At 76.3% G+C, this 21210-nt stretch carries 2 protein-coding genes; both read right to left on the bottom strand.

What is annotated here, in order from left to right; translation table 11 throughout:
- Nucleotides 1-4405, bottom strand: a 4405-nt coding sequence (locus GA0070213_RS27490; RefSeq protein WP_139128736.1) for a beta-ketoacyl synthase N-terminal-like domain-containing protein, incomplete at its 3' end; no start/stop codon positions are given.
- Between the two features lie 39 nt (nt 4406-4444).
- On the bottom strand, nt 4445-21196 hold the full coding sequence (locus GA0070213_RS31915; RefSeq protein ID WP_217628670.1) for a type I polyketide synthase: 16752 nt from the start codon (nt 21194-21196) through the stop codon (nt 4445-4447).
- Between the last annotated feature and the right edge of the window lie 14 nt (nt 21197-21210).

Genomic DNA, 21210 nt, shown 5'->3' with positions numbered 1-21210 from the left:
CATGCACCAACAGCCGCTCACCGGCCCGCAGACGTCCGAGGTCGTCCAGCCCGTACCAGGCCGTCAGGAACGCCATCGGCACCGCCGCCGCCTGCGCGAACGACCAACCCTGCGGCATCCGCGCGACCACCCGATGATCCGCCACCACCCGCGGCGCGAACCCACCGTGGAACAGCCCGAACACCCGATCACCCACCGCCAGGTCGGAAACGTCCGGGCCGACCTCGACCACCACACCCGCACCCTCGGAACCCATCACCGCATCCGGATCCGGATACACCCCCAGACCCAACAGCACGTCCCGGAAGTTCACCCCCACCGCGCGAACCGCGATCCGCACCTCACCCGCACCGAGCTCCACACCCGGAACCTCGACACATGCCAAGCTCGACAACGCGCCGTCACCACCCGGGGCCACCCGCCACGACTCGGCAACCGGCGGCAGGGTGAGCGTGGTCGCGGGAAGGGCGCGGGTCAGCCGTGGGGCGAACACCTCGGCGCCGCGCACCGCCAGTTCCGGCTCGTCCCGGTGGAGCAGGTCGGCCAGCAGCGCCTCGGACGGCTCCGCGTGGTCCAGGTCGGCGAGCACGATCCGGCCCGGATTCTCGGTCTGCGCCGAGCGCAGCAGACCCCGCACCGCGGCACCGGCCAGGTCGGTCACCGGGCCGTCGACAGGCACCGCGCCCCGGGTGACGACCACCAGCCGACCGTCGGCGAATCGGTCGTCGGCCAGCCAGTCCCGAACACCGGTCAGGGACTCGGCGACGGCCGTGCGCACGTCGGCGGAGCGGACCGGCAGCACGACGACGTCCGTGACGGGCGCCTGCGCGCGCGACGGCGGAAGCGCGGTCCACGTCACGGCGTACATCGCGTCCCGGGTCGCGCTGCCCGCGACGGAGTCGAGCTGGTCGCGGCTGGCCGGACGCAGGACGAGGCGGCCGACGGTGGCGACCGGGGCGCCGTCCACGTCGGCGACCTGGAGCGTGACGGCCTCCGGGCCGTCGGCGCGCAGGCGGACCCGCAGCGTGGGGGCGCCGGAGGCGTGCAGCCGCACCTCGGACCAGGCGAACGGCAGGCGGGCGGCGCCGTCGTCGGGCAGCAGGCCGCCGAGCGCGGCGGCGTGCAGCGCGCCGTCGAACAGCGCCGGATGCAGCGCGAACCGGGCGGCGTCGGCGTGCGCCTCGGTGGGCAGCGCGACCTCCGCGTAGACGTCGCCGTCGAGCAGCCAGGCCGCGCGCAGTCCACGGAACACCGGCCCGTAGCGCAGACCGGTACGCGCGGCGGCGTCGCCGTAGAAGTCGCCGAGGTCGATCGGTGCGGCGCCGGCCGGCGGCCAGACCGCGAGGTCGAACTGGTCGGCGGGGGTGGTGGTGGCGAGCGCGCCGGACGCGTGGCGGGTCCACTCCGGTTCGGTGCCGGCGTCCGGTTCGGGCCGGGCGTACACCTGGACCGAGCGTTGGCCCGCGTCGTCGGCGACCCGCACCTGGAGCTGGACGCCGCCGGTGGCGGGCAGCACCAGCGGGGTCTCGATGGTGAGGTCCGTGATGTCGAGCCCGCCGGCCTGCTGGGCGGCGCGCAGCACCAGCTCGACGAAGGCGGTGCCGGGCAGCACGACGCGGTCCAGCACGACGTGGTCGGCCAGCCACGGGTGGGTGTGCGCGGAGAGGCGGCCGGTGAGGAGGATCCCGTCGTCGTCGGCGAGCGTCACGGCGGCGGTGAGCAGCGGGTGCTCGGCGGCGGACAGTCCGGCGGCGGCGATGTTGCCGTGGCCGGCGCGGGCCGGCGGCCAGTAGGACTGGCGCTGGAAGGGGTAGGTGGGCAGGTCGACGTGCCCGGCCGGCGGCAGGATCGCACTCCAGTCCACGGGCACGCCGACGGTCCACAACCGGCCGACCGCGGCCAGCAGCGTCGACGCCTCGTCGCGGTCCTTGCGCAACGCCGCGACGCAGGTCAGCTCCGGCGCGGCCAGCGCGCTCAGCACACCCGCCGGCCCGACCTCCAGGCACCGGGTCACACCGTGATCGGCGAGCCAGACCATGCCGTCGGCGAAACGCACCGCCTCCCGCACGTGCCGCACCCAGTAGGCCACGGTGAACTCCTCCACCGGAACACCGGTCAGATTCGACACCACCGGAACCCGCGGCGACGCAAACGAGATGTCCCCGATCGCCGCCGCGAAGTCGGCCAGCATCGGCTCCATCAACGACGAGTGGAACGCGTGCGACACCGACAACCGCGTCGCCTTCGCGAACCGTGGCGCCAGCTCCTCGATCACATCGGCCGGACCGGAGATCACCACCGACGTCGGACCGTTCACCGCCGCGACGTCCACACCGGTGCCGGCGATGACCTCCCGCACCAACTCCTCGGTGCCCTGCACCGCCAGCATCGCCCCACCGGACGGCAACGCCTGCATCAACCGACCCCGCGCCGCCACCAACGTCACCGCATCGTCCAGCGACAACACCCCCGCCACATGCGCCGCCGCGATCTCCCCGATCGAATGCCCCACCAGGTAGTCCGCTGTCACACCCCAGGATTCGAGGAGCCGGAACAACGCCACCTCGACCGCGAACAACCCCGCCTGCGTGTGCACCGTCCGGTGGATCGCCTCGGACTCCAGGGCCTCCCGCAACCCGTCGAACCGGGCCACGATCGCGTCGAACACCTCCGCGAACACCGGGAACCGCGCCACCAGACCCGCACCCATCCCGATGCGCTGCGCACCCTGACCGGTGAACAGGAACGCCAGGGCACCCGGCTCGACGACCCCACCGCCGACCGGCCCGGCGAGCGCCGCCGCCAGGTCGTCCAGACCGTCGGCGACGAGCACGGCTCGGCTGTCGAGGGCCGCCCGTGTGGTGGCGAGGGCCGATCCGAGGGCGGCCGGGGTCGGCGTCGCGCCCGACGACAGCAGGGCGGCGAGCCGCGTCGCCTGCTCCCGCAGGCCCGGCTCGGTCCGGGCGGACAGCACGAACGGCATCGGCCCGGGCTGCTCGGTGGCCGGCTCGTCAGCGACCGGCGCGGCCGACTCCAGCACCACGTGCGCGTTCGTCCCGCTGATCCCGAACGACGAGACACCGGCTCGCCGCGGCCGTCCGGTCTCCGGCCACGGGCGCGCCTCGCGCAGCAGCGCGACCGCGCCGGCCGACCAGTCCACGTGCGGCGTCGGCTCGTCGACGTGCAGCGTCGCCGGCAGCACCCCGGCGCGCATCGCCATGACCATCTTGATGACCCCGGCGACGCCGGCCGCCGCCTGGGTGTGCCCGATGTTCGACTTCACCGAGCCCAGCCACAACGGCCGGTCCTCGGGCCGGTCCTGCCCGTACGTGGCGAGCAGCGCCTGCGCCTCGATCGGGTCGCCCAGCCTGGTGCCGGTGCCGTGTGCCTCGACCGCGTCCACCTCGGCCGGGGACAGTCCGGCGGCGGCCAGCGCCTCGCGGATCACCCGCTGCTGCGAGGGCCCGTTCGGGGCGGTCAGCCCGTTGGAGGCGCCGTCCTGGTTGACTGCCGTACCGCGCACCACCGCCAGCACCCGGTGCCCGTGGCGCCGGGCGTCGGAGAGCCGCTCCAGCAGCAGCAGCCCGGCGCCCTCGCCCCAGCCGGTGCCGTCGGCGGCCGCCGCGAACGGCTTGCAGCGCCCGTCGGCGGCGAGCCCGCGCTGGCGGCTGAACTCGACGAACGCGGTCGGCGTGCTCATCACCGTGACACCGCCGGCCAGCGCGAGGGTGCACTCGCCGCGGCGCAGCGACTCCGCCGCCAGGTGCAGGGCCACCAGGGCGGACGAGCACGCGGTGTCGACGGTGACGGCCGGGCCCTCCAGGCCGAACGCGTAGGCGAGCCGACCGGAGATGACACTCGCCGCCGTGCCGGTGGCCAGGTAGCCCTCGGTGGTCTCGTCGTCGCCGGCGATCAGCGAGCCGTAGTCCTGGCCGTTGGTGCCCGCGAACACGCCGACGCGCTGCTGCCGCAGCGATCGCGGGTCGAGGCCGGCCCGCTCGAACGCCTCCCACGCGGTCTCCAGCAGGATGCGCTGCTGCGGGTCCATGGCGGTGGCCTCACGGGGGGCGATGCCGAACAGGCCGGCGTCGAACCGGTCGACCCCGGCGAGGAAGCCGCCCTCCCGCACGTACGAGGTGCCGTGCCGCTCGGTGTCCGGGTCGTAGAGCGCGTCGACGTCCCAGCCCCGGTCGCCGGGGAACGGCGCGACCGCGTCGCGCCCGCCGGCGACCAGCTGCCACAGCTCCTCCGGGCTCGCCACCCCGCCGGGGAACCGGCAGCTCATGGCGACGACGGCGATCGGCTCGCGAGCGCCCTCCTCGACCTCGCGGAGGCGCCGGTTGGCCTGGCGCAGCTCGCCGGTCATCCACTTCAGATGGTCGAGAAGCTTCTGTTCATTCGCCATGGCTGTCCCCTAGTACGCGGTGTCGAATGCGGTGGGTGGTCATGTGGGGCTGCCGAACTCGCGCTGGATCAGCTCGAGCATCTCGTCGGCGGTCGCCAGGTCCAGCCCGGCGTCGAGGTCGTCGCCGGGTTCGGGTGCGGCGTTCGTACGACTCCACTTGTCGAGCAGGGCGCGCAGTCGGGCGGTGATGCCGTCCCGCTCGTCCTCGTCCGGGGCGACGCCGAACAGGACGGCCTCCAGGCGGTCGATCTCGCTCGCCACCGTGGGACGCTCCGGCTCGCCGGCCACCCGCGGCATCAGGTACGCGGCCAGCGCGGCCGGCGTCGGGTGGTCGAACACCAGCGTCGCCGGGAGCGGCAGTCCGGCGGCGGCGCCGAGGCGGTTGCGCAGCTCGACCGCGAGCAGCGAGTCGAAGCCGAGGTCCCGGAAGGACGACGCCGGGTCGATCCGGTCCCGGTCGCGGTGCCGCAGGACCGCGGCGGTCTCGGCGCGGACCAGGTCGAGGATCACCCGGTCCCGGTCGGTGGCCGTGGCGAGGCGGGCGCGCAGCTGGTCGGCCGGGGAGGCGCCACCGGCGTCCCCGGTCGGGGGCGGGTCGGTGAGTTCGGCGAGCAGCCGGTTGGGTCCGGTGGCCGCCGCGAACGCCGTCCAGTCGACGTCGCCCACCACCAGCGCCGGTCGGTCACCCGCGACGGCGAGGCCGAACGCCGCCATCGCCGGGCCGGCTGCCAGTGGCCGCAGGCCGAAGCCACGGTGCCGGTCGGCGAGCGCGGCGCCGGCGGCGAGCCCGCCGTCCGCCCACGGGCCCCAGGCCAGCGCCGTGGCGGGCAGGCCGCGGGCGTGCCGGTCGCCGGCCAACGCGTCCAGGTAGCTGTTCGCGGCCGCGTAGTTCGCCTGCCCCGGGTTGCCGACCGCGCCGGCCATCGAGGAGTAGAGCACGAACATCCGCAGCGGCCGGCCGGCGGTGAGGGCGTCGAGGTGCGCCGCCGGGAGGGTCTTGGCGTGCAGCACCGCCGCCAGCTGGTCGAGGGTGAGCGTCTCCAGCGGGCTGTCGGCGGTCACCCCGGCGGTGTGCACGACACCGTCGAGAGGGTGCTCGGCGGGGATGGCGTCGATGGCGGCGGCCAGGTCGGTGCGCGAGGCCACGTCGCAGGCCCGCACGGTGACGGTCGCGCCGGCCGCGGTCAGCTCGCCGACGAGGTCGGCGGCGCCGGGCGCGTCCGGGCCGCGCCGGGAGAGCAGGAGCAGATGGGGTACGCCCCGGGCGGCGAGCCAGCGGGCGGCGTGGGCGCCGAGCGCGCCGGTGCCGCCGGTGATCAGCACGGTGCCGGTCGGGATCGCCGGTTCGACGGCGCCGGCCGGCGGGTCGGCGCGGCGCAGCCGTCGGGCGAGGAGGCCGGCGGGTCGGAGCGCGATCTGGTCCTCGTCCGCGGCGGCGAGCGCGGCGGCCAGCCGACGCCGGTCGGTCTCGTCGAGGTCCGGCGGCACGTCGACGAGGCCACCCCAGTGCTGGGGCAGTTCCATCGCGGCGACCCGGCCCAGGCCCCACAGGTGGGCCTGGACGGCGTTCACCGGGCCGTCGGCGGCGCTGGTGGCGACCGCGTTGCGGGTCAGGCACCAGAGCTTCGCCGGGCCCGGCAGGCCGGTGACCGCGTGGGCGAGCGCCACGGTCGAGGCGAGACCGGCGGGCACGTCCGGCTGGCCCGGGTGCGGCGTGGTGTCCAGGCCCAGCAGCGACAGCACGCGCAGCGGCCCGGCGCCGGTGACGCTGGTGAGCAGCGCGGTGAACTCGGCGCGGCCGGCGGTGTCGTCGACGGTCACGGTCCGCGCCGACGGGAAGGCGGTGACGATGTCGGCGCAGTCGACGCCGTCGGGCAGCACCAGCAGCCAGGTGCCGGCCGGCGCGGCGGTGGGCTCGGCCAGCGGGACCCAGGCCTCGGCGTGGAACCGCGGGGTGTCCTCGTCCGGGGGTGGGGTCGCCGGCCAGAACCGGGCCCGGTCGAACGCGTACGTGGGCAGGTCCAGCGTCCGCTCGGGGCGGCCGACGACGGCGGTCCAGTCGACCGGCACACCCGTGGTCCAGAGCCGGCCGGCGGCCTCCAGCAGTGTGGTGGCCTCGTCGCGGTCCTTGCGCAGCGCCGGGACATAGGCGAGGTCGGGGGCGGCCGTCGCGGACAGCACGCCCGCCGGGCCGATCTCCAGGCAGCGGGTCACCCCGTTGCCGGCGAGCCACTGCATGCCGTCGTCGAAGCGCACCGCCTCCCGCACGTGGCGCACCCAGTAGCCGGCGGTGAACTCCTCCACCGGCTCGCCGGTCAGGTTCGACACCACCGGAATCCGCGGCGCCCCGAACTCGAGGTGCGCGATCGCCGCCGCGAAGTCGGCCAGCATCGGCTCCATCAGCGACGAGTGGAACGCGTGCGACACCGTCAACCGGGTGGCCTTGGCGAACCTGGGCGCCAACTCGTCGATCTTCTCTTCCGGCCCGGAGACGACGACCGAGGTGGGGCCGTTGACGGCGGCGACGTCCACCCCGGCGGGCAGCAGCGCACGCACCTCGGCCTCGGACGCCTGCACCGCGAGCATCGCGCCACCGGCCGGCAACGCCTGCATCAACCGACCCCGCGCCGCCACCAACGTCACCGCGTCGTCGAGCGACAGCACCCCCGCCACGTGCGCGGCGGCGATCTCACCGATCGAATGACCCAGCAGGAAGTCCGGGGTGATCCCCCACGACTCCAGCAACCGGAACAACGCCACCTCGACCGCGAACAGGCCGGCCTGCGTGTAGACGGTCCGGTGGACCGCCTCCGAATCGATCGCCTCCCGCAACGGCACGTCCAGCACCTGATCGAAGCGGGCGCAGATCCCGTCGAACGCCGCCGCGAACACCGGGAACCGGGCGCACAGGGCCACACCCATCCCGACCCGCTGCGCACCCTGACCGGTGAACAGGAACGCCGACCCGCCCGGCGACGCGACGCCGGCGACCAGCGACGACGGCTCGGCGAGATCCGCGGCGAAACGTTCCGCCGTGTCCGCGACGACGACCGCGCGGTGCTCCAGCGTGGCCCGGGCGCCGGCGAGTGCCCGCGCGACGTCCGACGGGTCGGCCGACGTGGCGTACCCGGCCAGCCGCCGAGCCTGACCGCGCAGGCCGCCGCCGGTCTTCGCGGAGAACGCCCAGGCGACCGGGCCCGCCGGCGCGGGCGCCGCGGCGGCCGGCGCCGCCGGCGCCTGTTCCAGGATCACGTGGGCGTTGGTGCCGCTGAGCCCGAACGAGGACACTCCGGCCCGCCGCGCCCGCCCGGCGCTGTCCCACTCGCGCGCCTCGGTCAGCACCCGCACCGCGCCGGCCGACCAGTCGACGCGCGCCGTTGGCACGTCCACGTGCAGCGTGGCCGGCAGGACACCGTGCCGCATCGCCAGCACCATCTTGATCGCCCCGGCGACGCCGGCCGCCGCCTGGGTGTGCCCGATGTTGGACTTCACCGAGCCGAGCCACACCGGCCGGTCCTCCGGCCGGTCCTGTCCGTAGGTCGCCAGCAGCGCCTGGGCCTCGATCGGGTCGCCCAGCTTCGTGCCGGTGCCGTGCGCCTCGACCGCGTCCACGTCGGCGGGGGACAATCCGGCGTTCGCCAGCGCCTGCCGGATGACCCGCTGCTGCGAAGGGCCGTTCGGGGCGGTGAGCCCGTTCGACGCGCCGTCCTGGTTGACCGCGCTGCCCCGCAGCACGGCCAGCGGCTCGCGGCCGTGCTCCCGCGCCGCCGACAGGGGCTCCAGCAGCAGGACCCCGACGCCCTCACCCCACCCGGTGCCGTCGGCCGCGTCGGCGAACGCCTTGCAGCGGCCGTCCGGGGCCAGACCGCCCTGCCTGTCGAACTCGTCGAACGCGCCGGGGGTGGACATCACGGTGACCCCGGCGGCCAGTGCCGCGTGGCACTCCCCGGCCCGGATCGCCTGCGCCGCCAGGTGCATCGCCACCAGCGACGACGAGCACGCGGTGTCGACGGTGACGGCCGGGCCCTCCAGACCGAACGCGTAGGAGACCCGGCCGGAGAGGATGGCGGCGGCGTTCCCGGTGGCGGTGTGCGACTCGACGTCGGCGCCGCCCGCGGCGGCCAGCACGGCCGGGTAGTCCTGCCCGTTGGTGCCGGCGAACACGCCGATCCGGGTGCCGTGCACCGATCGGGGGTCGATGCCGGCCCGCTCGAAGGTCTCCCAGACCGATTCGAGCAGCAGTCGCTGCTGCGGGTCCATGGCGAGGGCCTCGCGCGGGGACACGCCGAACAGGGCGGCGTCGAAGTCGGCGGCGTCGGCCAGGAACCCGCCGACGAAGCCGGTTCCGGGCCGCCAGCCCCGGTCGGTCGGTGGCTCGGTGAGCCCGTCGACGCCGTCGCGGACCAGCGCCCATAGGTCATCGGGGGTGCGCACGCCGCCGGGGAAGCGGCACGCCATCGACGTGACGACGATCGGGTCGTCGGCGTCCGCGACCGGCTGGGCGGCCACGGCCGGATCGTCGGTTCCGCCGCCGAGCAGCGCCGCCAGGTGGTCGGCGAGGGCGGCCGGGGTGGGGTGGTCGAAGACGAGGGTGAGCGGCAGCCGCAGGCCGGTGTCGGCGGCGAGGGTGTTGCGCAGCTCGATCGCGGTCAGCGAGTCGAACCCCATGTCGTGGAAGGCCCGGCCGCCGTCGATCGCGTCGGGCATCGGGTGCCGGAGCACGGCGGCCGTCCGGGCGCGGACCAGGTCGAGCAGGGCGCGGCGTTGGTCGGCGGCGCCCAGCGTCGTGAGGTCGGCCGGCACGGCGGTCGCGGTGGGCGGTTCGGCCAGCAGGCTCGTCGACGCGCTCGGCCGGGTCGGGGTGAACCGGGTCCAGTCGACGTCGGCGACCACGATCGTGGTGTCCTGGCACCGGACCGCCGCGTCGAGCGCGTCCAGGGCGGCCGGCACCGGCAGCGGTGACAGCCCGAGCCGGCGCAGCCGCTCCCCCACCTCCCCGGCGGCCATGCCCGCGCCGCCGGCGGCCGGGGCGTCGGTGGCCCACGGGCCCCAGGCGACGGCCGTGGCCGGAAGGCCGGCGGCGCGCCGCCGTGCGGCGATCGCGTCGAGGCGGGCGTTCGCCGCCGCGTACCCGGCCTGGCCGGCGTTGCCGACGCTGCCGGCGAACGAGGAGAACAGCACGAACATGTCGAGCGGCAGGTCACGGGTCAGCTCGTCGAGGTGCTCCGCCGCCACGGCCTTGGACCGCAGGGCGGCGTCGAGCTGTGCCACGGTGAGCGACAGGAAGGTGGCGTCGTCGACCACGCCGGCGGCGTGCACGACGCCGGTCAGGGGCCGCTCGGCCGGGATCGCGGCCAGCACGGCCGCCAGCGCGTCGCGGTCACCGGCGTCGCCGGCGACCACTGTCGCGTCGCTGCCCAGGCCCGCCAGCTCCGCGACCAGGTCGGTGGCGCCGGGCGCGTCCGGGCCGCGCCGGGACAGCAGCAGCAGACGCGGTACGCCGTGGCCGGCGAGCCGGCGGGCGACGTGCGCGCCCAGCGCCCCGGTGCCGCCGGTGACCAGCACGGTGCCGGTCGGGGCGGGGCGGGGCGGCGTACCGGTCGGGGCGGGGGCGCGGACCAGTCGGCGGCCGAAGGCGCCGGAGCCCCGGACGGCGGCCTGGTCCTCGGTGCCCGCGGCGAGAACCGCGGCGAGGCGCCGGCCGGCCCGCTCGTCGACGACCTCCGGCAGGTCGACGACACCGCCGAAGGTGACGGGCTGTTCGATGGCCGCGACCCGGGCCAGTCCCCACACCGCCGCCTGCACGTCGGCGCGCAGCGGGTCGGAGCGCCCGACCGACACCGCGCCCCGGGTCAGGCACCAGACCGGCGCGTCGATCCCGGCCGCCGCGAGCGCCTGGATGCCGGTCACGGTCAACGCCAGCCCGGACGGTACGGCGGTGCGGTCCGGCAGCCGCTCCTCGGCGAGTCCGGTGAGCAGCACGACGCCGTCGAGGTGACCCGCGTCGAGGTCGGTGAGGCGCTCGGTCAGGTCCTCCGGCGTCGACACGGCGACGGCCAGGACGTCCGCGCCCTGGTCACGCAGCGCGTCGAGGACGTCCCCGACCGGCGGGTGCGCGGCGGCGACCGCGAGCCAGCGGCCGGTGAGCCGGGCCGGGGGCAGGCTGAGCGGGGCCCAGCTCTCCCGGTAGCGCAGGCCGTCGACGACGGTGGTGGACCGCTGGTCACGGCGCCAGGCGGCGAGCGCGGGCAGGACCGAGTCGATCGTGTCCGGGGTGACGTCGAGGTCGCCGGCGAGCTGGGCGAGGTCCTCGCGGTCGACCGCGTCCCAGAACCGGGCCTCCCCCGGGGCGTGTCGCGTCGCCGGGGTGGCCGTCGACGGGGCGGGCCAGTAGGACTGGCGCTGGAACGGGTAGGTGGGCAGGTCGACGTGCCCGGCCGGCGGCAGGATCGCACTCCAGTCCACGGGCACGCCGACGGTCCACAACCGGCCGACCGCGGCCAGCAGCGTCGACGCCTCGTCGCGGTCCTTGCGCAACGCCGCGACGCAGGTCAGCTCCGGCGCGGCCAGCGCGCTCAGCACACCCGCCGGCCCGACCTCCAGGCACCGGGTCACACCGTGATCGGCGAGCCAGACCATGCCGTCGGCGAAACGCACCGCCTCCCGCACGTGCCGCACCCAGTAGTCCACGGTGAACTCCTCCACCGGAACACCGGTCAGATTCGACACCACCGGAATCCGCGGCGACGCAAACGAGATGCCCCCGATCGCCGCCGCGAAGTCGGCCAGCATCGGCTCCATCAACGACGAGTGGAACGCGTGCGACACCGTCAACCGGGTCGCCTTGGTGAACCGTGGCGCCACCTCGTCGACGGCGTCGGCCGGGCCGGAGATCACGATCGACGTCGGACCGTTGACCGCCGCGACGTCGACATTCGTGCCGGCGATGACCTCCCGCACCGACTCCTCGGACGCCTGCACCGCGAGCATCGCCCCACCGGCCGGCAACGCCTGCATCAACCGACCCCGCGCCGCCACCAACGTCACCGCATCGTCGAGCGACATCACCCCCGCGACGTGCGCGGCGGCGATCTCCCCGATCGAGTGGCCCAGCAGGTAGTCCGGGGTGACACCCCAGGATTCGAGGAGCCGGTAGAGCGCCACCTCGACCGCGAACAACCCGGCCTGGGTGTGCACGGTCCGGTGGATCGCCTCGGACTCCAGGGCCTCCCGCAACCCGTCGAACCGGCCGACGATCGCGTCGAACACCTCCGCGAACACCGGGAACCGCGCCGCCAGACCGGCACCCATCCCGATGCGCTGCGCACCCTGACCGGTGAACAGGAACGCCAGGGCACCCGGCTCGACGACCCCGGTCTCGGTCACGTCGTCGATCAGCACGGCGCGATGGTCGAAGACGACCCGGGAGCCGACAAGCGCCGCGCCGACCCGCGCGGGCTCCAGGTCGGGCCGCCCGGCCAGGAACCCCCGCATCCGTGCGACCTGGGCCCGCACCGCGGCGGCGCCGGGCGCGGAGAGCACCAGCGGCGCCGGCCCGGCCGGAAGCACCGGCTCGACCGCGCCGGCGCCCGGCGGCGCCTCCAGCACGACGTGCGCGTTGGTCCCGCTGATCCCGAACGAGGACACGCCGGCCCGCCGCGCCCGGCCGGTCTCCGGCCACGCACACGTCTCCCGCAGCAGCTCCACCGCGCCGCCGGCCCAGTCGACGTGCGGCGTCGGCTCGTCCACGTGCAGCGTCCGGGGCAGGATCCCGTGCCGCATGGCCAGCACCATCTTGATGATCCCGCCGACGCCGGCGGCCGCCTGGCTGTGGCCGATGTTCGACTTCAGCGAGCCGAGCCGAAGCGGACGGTCGGCGGGACGGTTCCGCCCGTACGCCGCGATGATCGCCTCGGCCTCGATCGGGTCGCCGAGCGTGGTGCCGGTGCCGTGCGCCTCGACGGCGTCCACGTCCCCCGGCTCCAGCCCGGCCGCCGCCAGCGCCGCGGCGATGAGGCGTTGCTGGGAGAGGCCGTTCGGTGCGGTCAGCCCGTTCGAGGCGCCGTCCTGGTTGACCGCGCTGCCGCGCACCACCGCCAGGATCCGGTGCCCGTTGCGGTGGGCGTCGGAGAGACGTTCGAGCACCAGCAGCCCGGCCCCCTCCGACCAGCCGGTGCCGTCGGCGGCGGCGGCGAACGACTTGCACCGGCCGTCCGGGGCGAGGCCCCGCTGCCGGCTGAAGTCGACGAACGTGCCGGGCGTGGCCATCACCGTGACACCGCCGGCCAGGGCCATCGTGCACTCGCCCCGGCGCAGCGCCTCCGCGGCCAGGTGCACGGCGACCAGCGACGACGAGCAGGCCGTGTCCACGGTGACCGCCGGGCCCTCCAGGCCGAACGTGTAGGCGACCCGGCCGGAGGCCACCCCGCCGGCGACGCCGATCGCGGCGTACCCGTCGAGGTCCGGCGTGTCCGAGGCGGCGAGCAGCGTCTGGTAGTCGTGGTACATGACGCCGGTGAACACACCGGCCCGGGTGCCGCGCACGGTGCGCGCGTCGATCCCGGCCGACTCGAACGCCTCCCAGGCCGTCTCCAGCAGGATCCGCTGCTGCGGGTCCATCGCCAGGGCCTCGCGCGGCGAGATGCCGAAGAACTCCGCGTCGAACGCGTCGGCGTCGTGCAGGAAGCCACCCTCGGTGGCGTACGTGGTGCCCGGCCGGTCGGGGTCGGGGTCGTAGAGCGCGTCGGTGTCCCAGCCTCGGTTGGCCGGGAACGGGGTGACCGCGTCCGCGCCGTCAGCGACCAGACGCCACAGCTCGTCCGGCCCGGTCACGCCGCCCGGGTAGCGGCAGCTCATCCCGACGATCGCGATCGGCTCGTCGGCCGCCGTCACCGCCGGGCTCGCGGCCCGGGCCGGCTGCGCGGCCGGCGCACCCAGCCGTTCGGCGAGGTAGTCGGCCACGGCGTTCGGGGTGGGATAGGTGAACACCAGGGTCGCCGGCAGGCTGAGGCCGGTCGCCCGGGCCAGCCGGTTGCGCAGCTCGACCGCGGTCAGCGACTCGAAGCCGAGGTCGACGTGCACCCGGTCCGGGTCGACGGCCGCCGGCGACGCGTGCCCGAGAACCGCGGCCGCCTCGGCGCGTACCAGATCGAGCAGCCGGCGGCGGCGCTCGGCCGGGTCGTCGGCGGTGAACGTCGGGGACGCCGCGGTCGCGGCGACCCGACGCGCCGGCTGCCGGACCAGGCCGCGCAGCAGGGCCGGGACGGAGTCGCCGCGCGTGTCGATCCGGGCCGCCACCGCGTGCGCCGGGCCGGACCGCAGCACCGCGTCGAAGAGCGCCATGCCGTCCGCGGTGGACAACGCGCCGCCGAGCCGGCTCACGTCGCGGCCGGTGAGCTGCCCGGTCATCGCGGACGTCTCGGCCCACAGCCCCCAACCCACCGAGGTCCCGGCCAGCCCCTGGCCGCGGCGCAGCGAGGCCAGGCCGTCGAGGAAGCCGTTGGCCGCCGCGTAGTTGGCCTGACCCGCGGTGCCCAGGGTCGCGGCGACGGACGAGAACAGCACGAAGAAGTCCAGGTCGGTGCCGGCCGTCAGCTCGTGCAGGTGCAGCGCGGCGTCGGCCTTGGAGCCGAGCACCCGGTCCAGGCGGTCGGCGGTCATCGCGGTCAGCACGCCGTCGTCGAGGATGCCGGCGCAGTGCACCACGCCGGTGAGGTCGACCCCGGCGGTCACCGCGGCCAGCGCGGCCCGGTCGGCGGCGTCGCAGGCGACCACCGTGGCCTCGGCGCCGAGGGCGGTCAGCCGGGCGACCAGCTCGGCCGCGTCCGGCGCCGCCGGGCCCCGGCGGCTGGTCAGCACCAGACGGCGTACGCCGTGGACGGTGACCAACCGCTCGGCGACGAGCGCCCCCAGCACGCCGGTGCCGCCGGTGACGAGCACGGTGCCGCCCGTCGCGGGCGTCTCGTCGGCGGCGGTGACGGTCACCCGGGTCAGCCGCGGCACGTGGGCGACGCCGTCGCGCAGCGCGATCTGCGGCTCGTCCGCGGGCAGCGGCTGCCCGCCGAGGTCACCGTCGGTGTCGACGAGCAGCAGGCGCCCGGGATGCTCGGTCTGCGCCGAGCGGACCAGGCCCCAGACCGCCGCGCCGGCGGGGTCGGTGACCGGGCCACCGACCGGCACCGCCCCGTTCGTCACGACCACCAGCGGCTCGGCGTGGTCGCCGCCGACGTGGTCCTGGATCGCGGTGAGGACCTCGGCGAGCCGGTCCCGCAGCGGGCCGCCGGCACGCAGCACCGTCGCGGGCGGGACCGTGCCCGGCGCGTCCGACGGCGTCCAACGCACCTCGAACAACGCCTCGCGCACCGCCGAGGAGGCGGTGGTGAGCGCCGTCGACGACACCGGGCGGAACGTCAGCGCGTCGATCTCGGCTACCGGCGCGCCGCCGGCGTCGGCGAGCGACACCGCCACGGTGTCCGCGTCGACCGGGCTGATCCGCGCCCGCAGCCGGGTCGCGCCGGTGGCGTACAGCCGCACGCCGGACCAGGCGAAGGGCAGGACCGTGCTGTCGAAGGCGAGCAGCGCGGCGTGCAGGGCGGCGTCGAGCAGCGCGGGGTGCAGCCCGAACCGGTCGAGTCCGGCCGCGGCCTCGGCCGGCAGCTCGACCTCGGCGTACGTGTCGTCGCCCGCCCGCCACGCGCGGCGCAGGCCGCGGAACGCGGGGCCGTAGCCGTAGCCGGCGGCGGCCCGCTCGTCGTAGAAGTCGCCCAGGTCCAGCTCGTCCGCGCCGGCCGGCGGCCAGCCGACCGGCCCGGCGTGATCCGGCGCGGCCGGTTCGGCCACGGTCCCGGTGGCGTGCACGGTCCAGCTCGCGCCGTCCGGTGCCCGCGAGGCGATCCGGAACGCCCCCTCCTCGACGATCACCTGGATCGCGACGTCGCCGCCGGCGGGCAGCACCAGCGGCGCCTGCAGGGTCAGCTCGCCGAGGCCGGGCACGGCCTGCAACGCGATCTCGGCGAAGGCCGCGCCGGGCAGCAGCGTCTGCCCGAGCACCGCGTGGTCGGCGAGCCAGGGCAGGGCCGCCGTCGACAGGGTGCCGTTCCACAGGGCGCCGGCGCCGGCCAGGCTGATCGGCTCGCCCAGCAGCGGGCCGTACGGTTCGAGCCAGAAGCGCTGCCGCTGGAACGCGTACGTGGGCAGCTCGCCGACCGGGCCGTCACCGGTGGCCACCCGCCAGTCGACGTGCCCGCCCAGCGTCCACAGGTCGCCGGCCGAGCGCAGCATCCGGGCCAGCCCGCCCTCGCCCCGGCGCAGCGAGCCGACCGCCGCGCCGCCCCGCTCGCCGATGCCCGCGGTGAGCACCGGGTGCGGGCTGGCCTCGACGAACGTGCGGTGCCCGGCGGCGATCAACGCGGCCACGACGTCGTCGAAGCGCACCGGCCGGCGCAGGTTCTCGAACCAGTACGCCGCGTCCAGCTCCCCCGGGTCGACCCGCTCACCGGTCACGGTGGAGTGGAACGGCACCGTGCCCGCCCGCGGGGTCAGCCCGTCGAACGCGGCCAGCAGCTCCGCGCGCAGGCTGTCCACGTGTGCGCTGTGCGAGGCGTAGTCCACCGGCACCCGCCGGCACCACACCCCCTGCTCCGCGCAGCGGGCCTCGACCGCGTCCACGCCGGCCACGTCACCGGAGAGCACCACCGAGGCCGGGCCGTTGGTCGCCGCGAGGGACACCCCGGCGACGCCCTCGACGAGCGCGGCCGCGCCGGCCGGATCCGCGGCCACGGCGAGCATCCCGCCGGTGCCGGCGATCGCCCGCAGCGCCGCCGAGCGCACCGCCACCACGCGGGCGCCGTCCGCCAGCGACAGGATCCCGGCCACCACCGCCGCCGCGATCTCGCCCTGCGAGTGCCCGACCACGCCGGCGATGTCGACGCCGAACGTCCGCCACACCTCGGCCAGCGACACCATCACCGCCCACAGGGCCGGTTGCACCACGTCCACGCGCCGCAGCCAGCTGTCGTCGGCCGACTCCAGGACGTCGAGCAGGGACCAGTCCACGTACGGCGCCAGGGCCGCCGCGCACTCGGCGATCCGGGCGGCGAAGACCGGCGACTCGGCCAGCAGGTCGGCGGCCATGCCGAGCCACTGGGCGCCCTGCCCGGGGAAGACCAGGACGACACCGCCGTCGGCGGGGCCCGCCGCACCGGTCGGCTCCACCGTGGCGAGTCCTGCCAGGAGTTCCTCCCGGTCGGCGCCGACCACCACGGCCCGGTGCTCCAGCGCCGCCCGCGTCGACACCAGCGCCCGGGCCACCGCGGCGACGTCCAGTTCCGGCCGGTCGGCGACGAACCCGGCCAGCGTTCCCGCCTGCGCGGTCAGGGCCTCCGGGGACCGGCCCGACAGCACCCACGGCAGCGCCGCCACGGCCGCCGGGGACGACGCGGTCCCGGGCGCGGCCGGCGCCTCCTCCACGATCACGTGCGCGTTCGTGCCGCTGATGCCGAACGAGGACACCCCGGCCCGGCGGACCCGGCCGTCCTCGGCGGTCCAGTCCCGGGTCTCGGTCAGCAGCCGCACCGCGCCGGACGACCAGTCGACGTGCCCGGACGGCGCGTCCACGTGCAGCGTCGCCGGCAGCACGCCGTGCCGCATCGCCAGCACCATCTTGATGACGCCCGCGACGCCGGCGGCGGCCTGGGTGTGCCCGAGGTTCGACTTCACCGACCCGAGCAGCAGCGGCCGGTCCGCCGGCCGGTCCTGCCCGTACGTCGCCAGCAACGCCTGCGCCTCGATCGGGTCGCCGAGCCGGGTCCCGGTGCCGTGCGCCTCCACCGCGTCCACGTCGGTCGGTCGCAGCCCCGCGTTGGCCAGCGCCTGGCGGATCACCCGCTGCTGCGACGGCCCGTTCGGGGCGGTCAGGCCGTTGGAGGCGCCGTCGGAGTTGACCGCCGTGCCGCGCAGCACCGCGAGGACCTCGTGGCCGTTGCGGCGGGCGTCGGCGAGACGCTCCAGCACCAGCACGCCGGCGCCCTCACCCCAGCCGGTGCCGTCCGCGGCGTCCGCGAACGCCTTGCACCGCCCGTCCGGGGCCAGGCCGCCCTGGCGGGAGAACTCGGTGAAGATGCCCGGGGTCGACATCACCGTCACGCCGCCGGCCAGGGCCAGGTCGCACTCCCCGGACCGCAGCGCCTGCCCGGCCAGGTGCAGCGCCACCAGCGACGACGAGCACGCCGTGTCGACGGTCATCGCCGGGCCCTCCAGCCCGAGCGTGTAGGCGATCCGGCCGGACGCGACGCTGATCGTGGTGCCGGTCAGCACCTGGCCCTCCACCGCGCCGGACGCCTCGTGCAGCCGCGGTCCGTACTCCTGGGCCATCGCGCCGACGAACACGCCGGTCGGGGTGCCGCGCAGCGACCGGGGGTCCAGCCGGGCGTGCTCCAGGGCCTCCCACGCGGTCTCCAGCAGCACCCGCTGCTGCGGGTCCATCGCCAGCGCCTCGCGCGGCGAGATGCCGAAGAACGCCGCGTCGAAGTCGGCGGCGTCGGTCAGGAACCCGCCGGCCGCGCCGGACGCCAGGTCGACCGTCCAGCCACGGTCGGCCGGCAGGCCGGTGACCGCGTCGACGCCGCCGGCCACCAGCCGCCAGAACTCGGCCGGGCCGTGGACGTCGCCGGCGTACCGGCAGCCGATGCCGACGACGGCGATCGGCTCGCTGCCGGCGGCGACGGTGGCGGTGACCGGGCGTACGTCGTCGCCCGCGCCGGCGGCCCGGCTGCCCAGGTGCGCGGCCAGCCGGCGGGGCGTCGGGTGGTCGTAGAGAGCCGTGGTGTCCAGCTCGACGCCGGCGGCGGCGACCAGCTGGTTGCGCAGCTCGACAGCGGTCAGCGAGTCGAAGCCGAGACCGCGGAACGTGCGGTCGGCGTCGACGTCGTCCGGCCCGGCGTGGCCGAGGATGGCCGCCGCGTGCGCGCGGACCAGCACGAGCGGGTCGGCCGACAGCGGCGTCGCGGCGGCCCGGCGAGACGGCGGCGCGGGCAGCGTGGCCGGGTCGTCGGTGATCCAGAACCGGCCGCGCTGGAACGGGTAGGTGGGCAGCGCGACCCGCGGCCCGACCGGCGCGCCCAGCACGCTCGCCCAGTCCGGCTCGGCGCCGGCCGCGGCGAGCGTGGCGACCGAGGTGACGAAGCGGTCCAGGCCGCCGTCGTCGCGGCGCAGCGTCGGCACGGCGACCAGGTCGAGGCCGGCGTCGGCGGCGGTGTCCCGGACGCTGTGCACCAGCGTCGGGTGCGGGCTCACCTCGACGAAGAACCGGAAGCCGTCGGCGGCCAGGCCGCGCACCGCGGCCTCCAGCTCGACGGTACGGCGGACGTTGTCGTACCAGTAGTCCGCGTCGAGTTCCGCGGTGTCCACCCAGCGGTCGAGCGCGGTGGACCAGAACGGCACCGTGCCGGTGCGCGGCCGCAGGTCGGCGAGCGCGTCGAGCAGTTCGTCGCGGCACTCGTCGACCTGCGCGGTGTGCGAGGCGAAGCCGGCCCGTACCCGGGTGGCCTGGATGTCGTGCGCGACGCAGTGTGCGACCAGCTCGTCCAGGGCGTCGTTCGCGCCGCCCACCACCACCGCCCGCGACCCGTTGACGGCGGCGATCTCGATCCGGCCGGCCCAGCCGGCGATCAGCTCGCGCACCTCGTCCCGGGTGAGCGTCAGCGCGACCATGCCGCCGCGGCCGACGAGCCGGGTGTAGATCAGGCTGCGCAGCGCGATGACCCGGCACGCGTCGTCCAGAGTGAGACCGCCGGCCACGTACGCCGCGGTCACCTCGCCCTGGGAGCTGCCGGCGGTCGCCGCGGGTTCGACGCCGTGCGCCCGCCACATCGCGGCCAGCGCGGCGCGGACCGCGAACAGGTACGGCTGGAGCACGTCGAGGCGGTCGGCCGGGGGCGCGCCCTCGACGCCGAGCGCCACGTCGCGCAGGGACCAGTCGACGTACGGGCGCAGCGCCCGGTCGCACGCCTCGAACTCCCGGGCGAACACCGGTGACTGGTCGAGCAGCGTGCGGGCCATCCCGAGCCACTGCGAGCCCTCGCCGGAGAACACGAACACGATCCGGCCGGGCCGGGCCGTGCCGGTGACCACGCCGGTGGCGGGCAGCCCGGAGGCCAGCGCGGTGAGCCCGTCGCGCAGCTCGGCGCGGTCCCGCCCGAGGACGGCCGCGCGGTGCTCGAAGCCGGTGCGGGTGCGCACCAGCGCCCGGGCGATCGCCACGTCCGAGTCGGCCGGGTCGACGCCCGCGGCCAGCCGGGCGGCCTGCTCGCGCAGCGCCTCGGGCGTGCGGGCCGACACCATCCAGGGCACCAGCGCGGCCGCCGTGCCGTCGGCGATCGGTGCCGGCGCGTCGGCCGCCGTGCCGTCGACGCCGACCCGCGCGGCAGCGGCGTCACCGTCAGGGGTCGGGACGGCGGCGTCACCGTCGGCGGTCGGGACGGTGGCGTCGCCGCCACGGGTCGGGACGGGGGCGTCGCCGTCGGCGGTCGGGCCTTCGGCGAGGACGACGTGGCAGTTGGCGCCGCCCATGCCGAACGAGCTGACGCCGGCGACCAGCGGTCCGGCCCCGGGCCACCCGCCGTGTTCGGTCTGGACCCGCAGGCCGAGCCGCTCCAGCGGGATGCTCGCCGGGGGCGCGGTGAAGTGCAGGCTGGGCGGCAACTCGCGGTGGCTGATCGCGAGGACGGTCTTCAGCAGGCCGGCGATCCCGGCGGCGGCCTCGAGGTGGCCGATGTTGGTCTTGACCGAGCCGACCCGCAGCGGTTCGCCGGTGCGGCCGGCGCCGAGCACCGTGCCGAGCGCGGTCGCCTCGATCGGATCGCCCAGGGCGGTGCCGGTGCCGTGCAGCTCGACGTAGCGCACCTGCTCCGGGGCGAGGCCGCTGCGCCGGTACGCCGCCCGCAGCACCCGCGCCTGTGCCTCCTCGACCGGGGTGACGAGGCTGTCGCCACCGCCGTCGTGGTTCACCGCGCTGCCCCGGATCACGCAGTGGACGGTGTCGCCGTCGGCCAGTGCGGCCGCCAGCGGTTTGAGCACGAGCACCACGGCGCCCTCGCCGCGCACGATGCCGTTGGCGGACGCGTCGAACACGGCGCACCGCTGGTCGGGTGAGAGCGCGCCGAACGCGGACAGCGCGAGCGTGCTCTCCGGGGCGAGGTTGAGCTGGACGCCGGCCGCCAGCGCGACGGTGGCCTCGCCGGAGCGCAGGCTCTGCGCGGCGAGGTGGACGGCGACCAGTGAGGAGGCCTGCCCGGCGTCGACGGTCACGCTCGGGCCGGTGAACCGCAAGGCGTAGGAGACCCGGTTGGCGATCAGGCCCCGGTTCAGGCCGGTCGTGGTGTGCTGGCCGATCGGGGTGCCGCCGCCGCGCTGCGCGATGGTCGCGTAGTCGCCGCTGGTCGCGCCCGCGAACACCGCGGTGGCGCTGCCGCGCAGCTGCGCCGCCGGGATGCCGGCGCGTTCCAGCGCCTCCCAGCTCAGTTCGAGCACCAGGCGCTGCTGGGGGTCCATGGCCGCGGCCTCGCGCGGGGCGATGTCGAAGAACCCGGCGTCGAACCGGTCGACCTCGTCGAGCCAGCCGCCCCGGGGGCGGTCCGGGCCGGCCGGCCAGCGGTCCGGCGGGGCCTCGCGGACGGCGTCGACGCCGTCGCGCAGCAGGTGCCAGAAGGCGTCGGGGGAGGCAGCGCCGGGCAACCGGCACGCCAGCCCGACAACGGCGACGGGATCGTTGTCGGGGCTGCGGTTCTCGGACATCGGCGCCTCGAATT

This window comes from Micromonospora humi (assembly GCF_900090105.1).
In the GTDB taxonomy this organism is placed as follows: Bacteria; Actinomycetota; Actinomycetes; order Mycobacteriales; family Micromonosporaceae; genus Micromonospora; species Micromonospora humi.
This window is presented reverse-complemented; position numbering and strand designations above follow the sequence as displayed.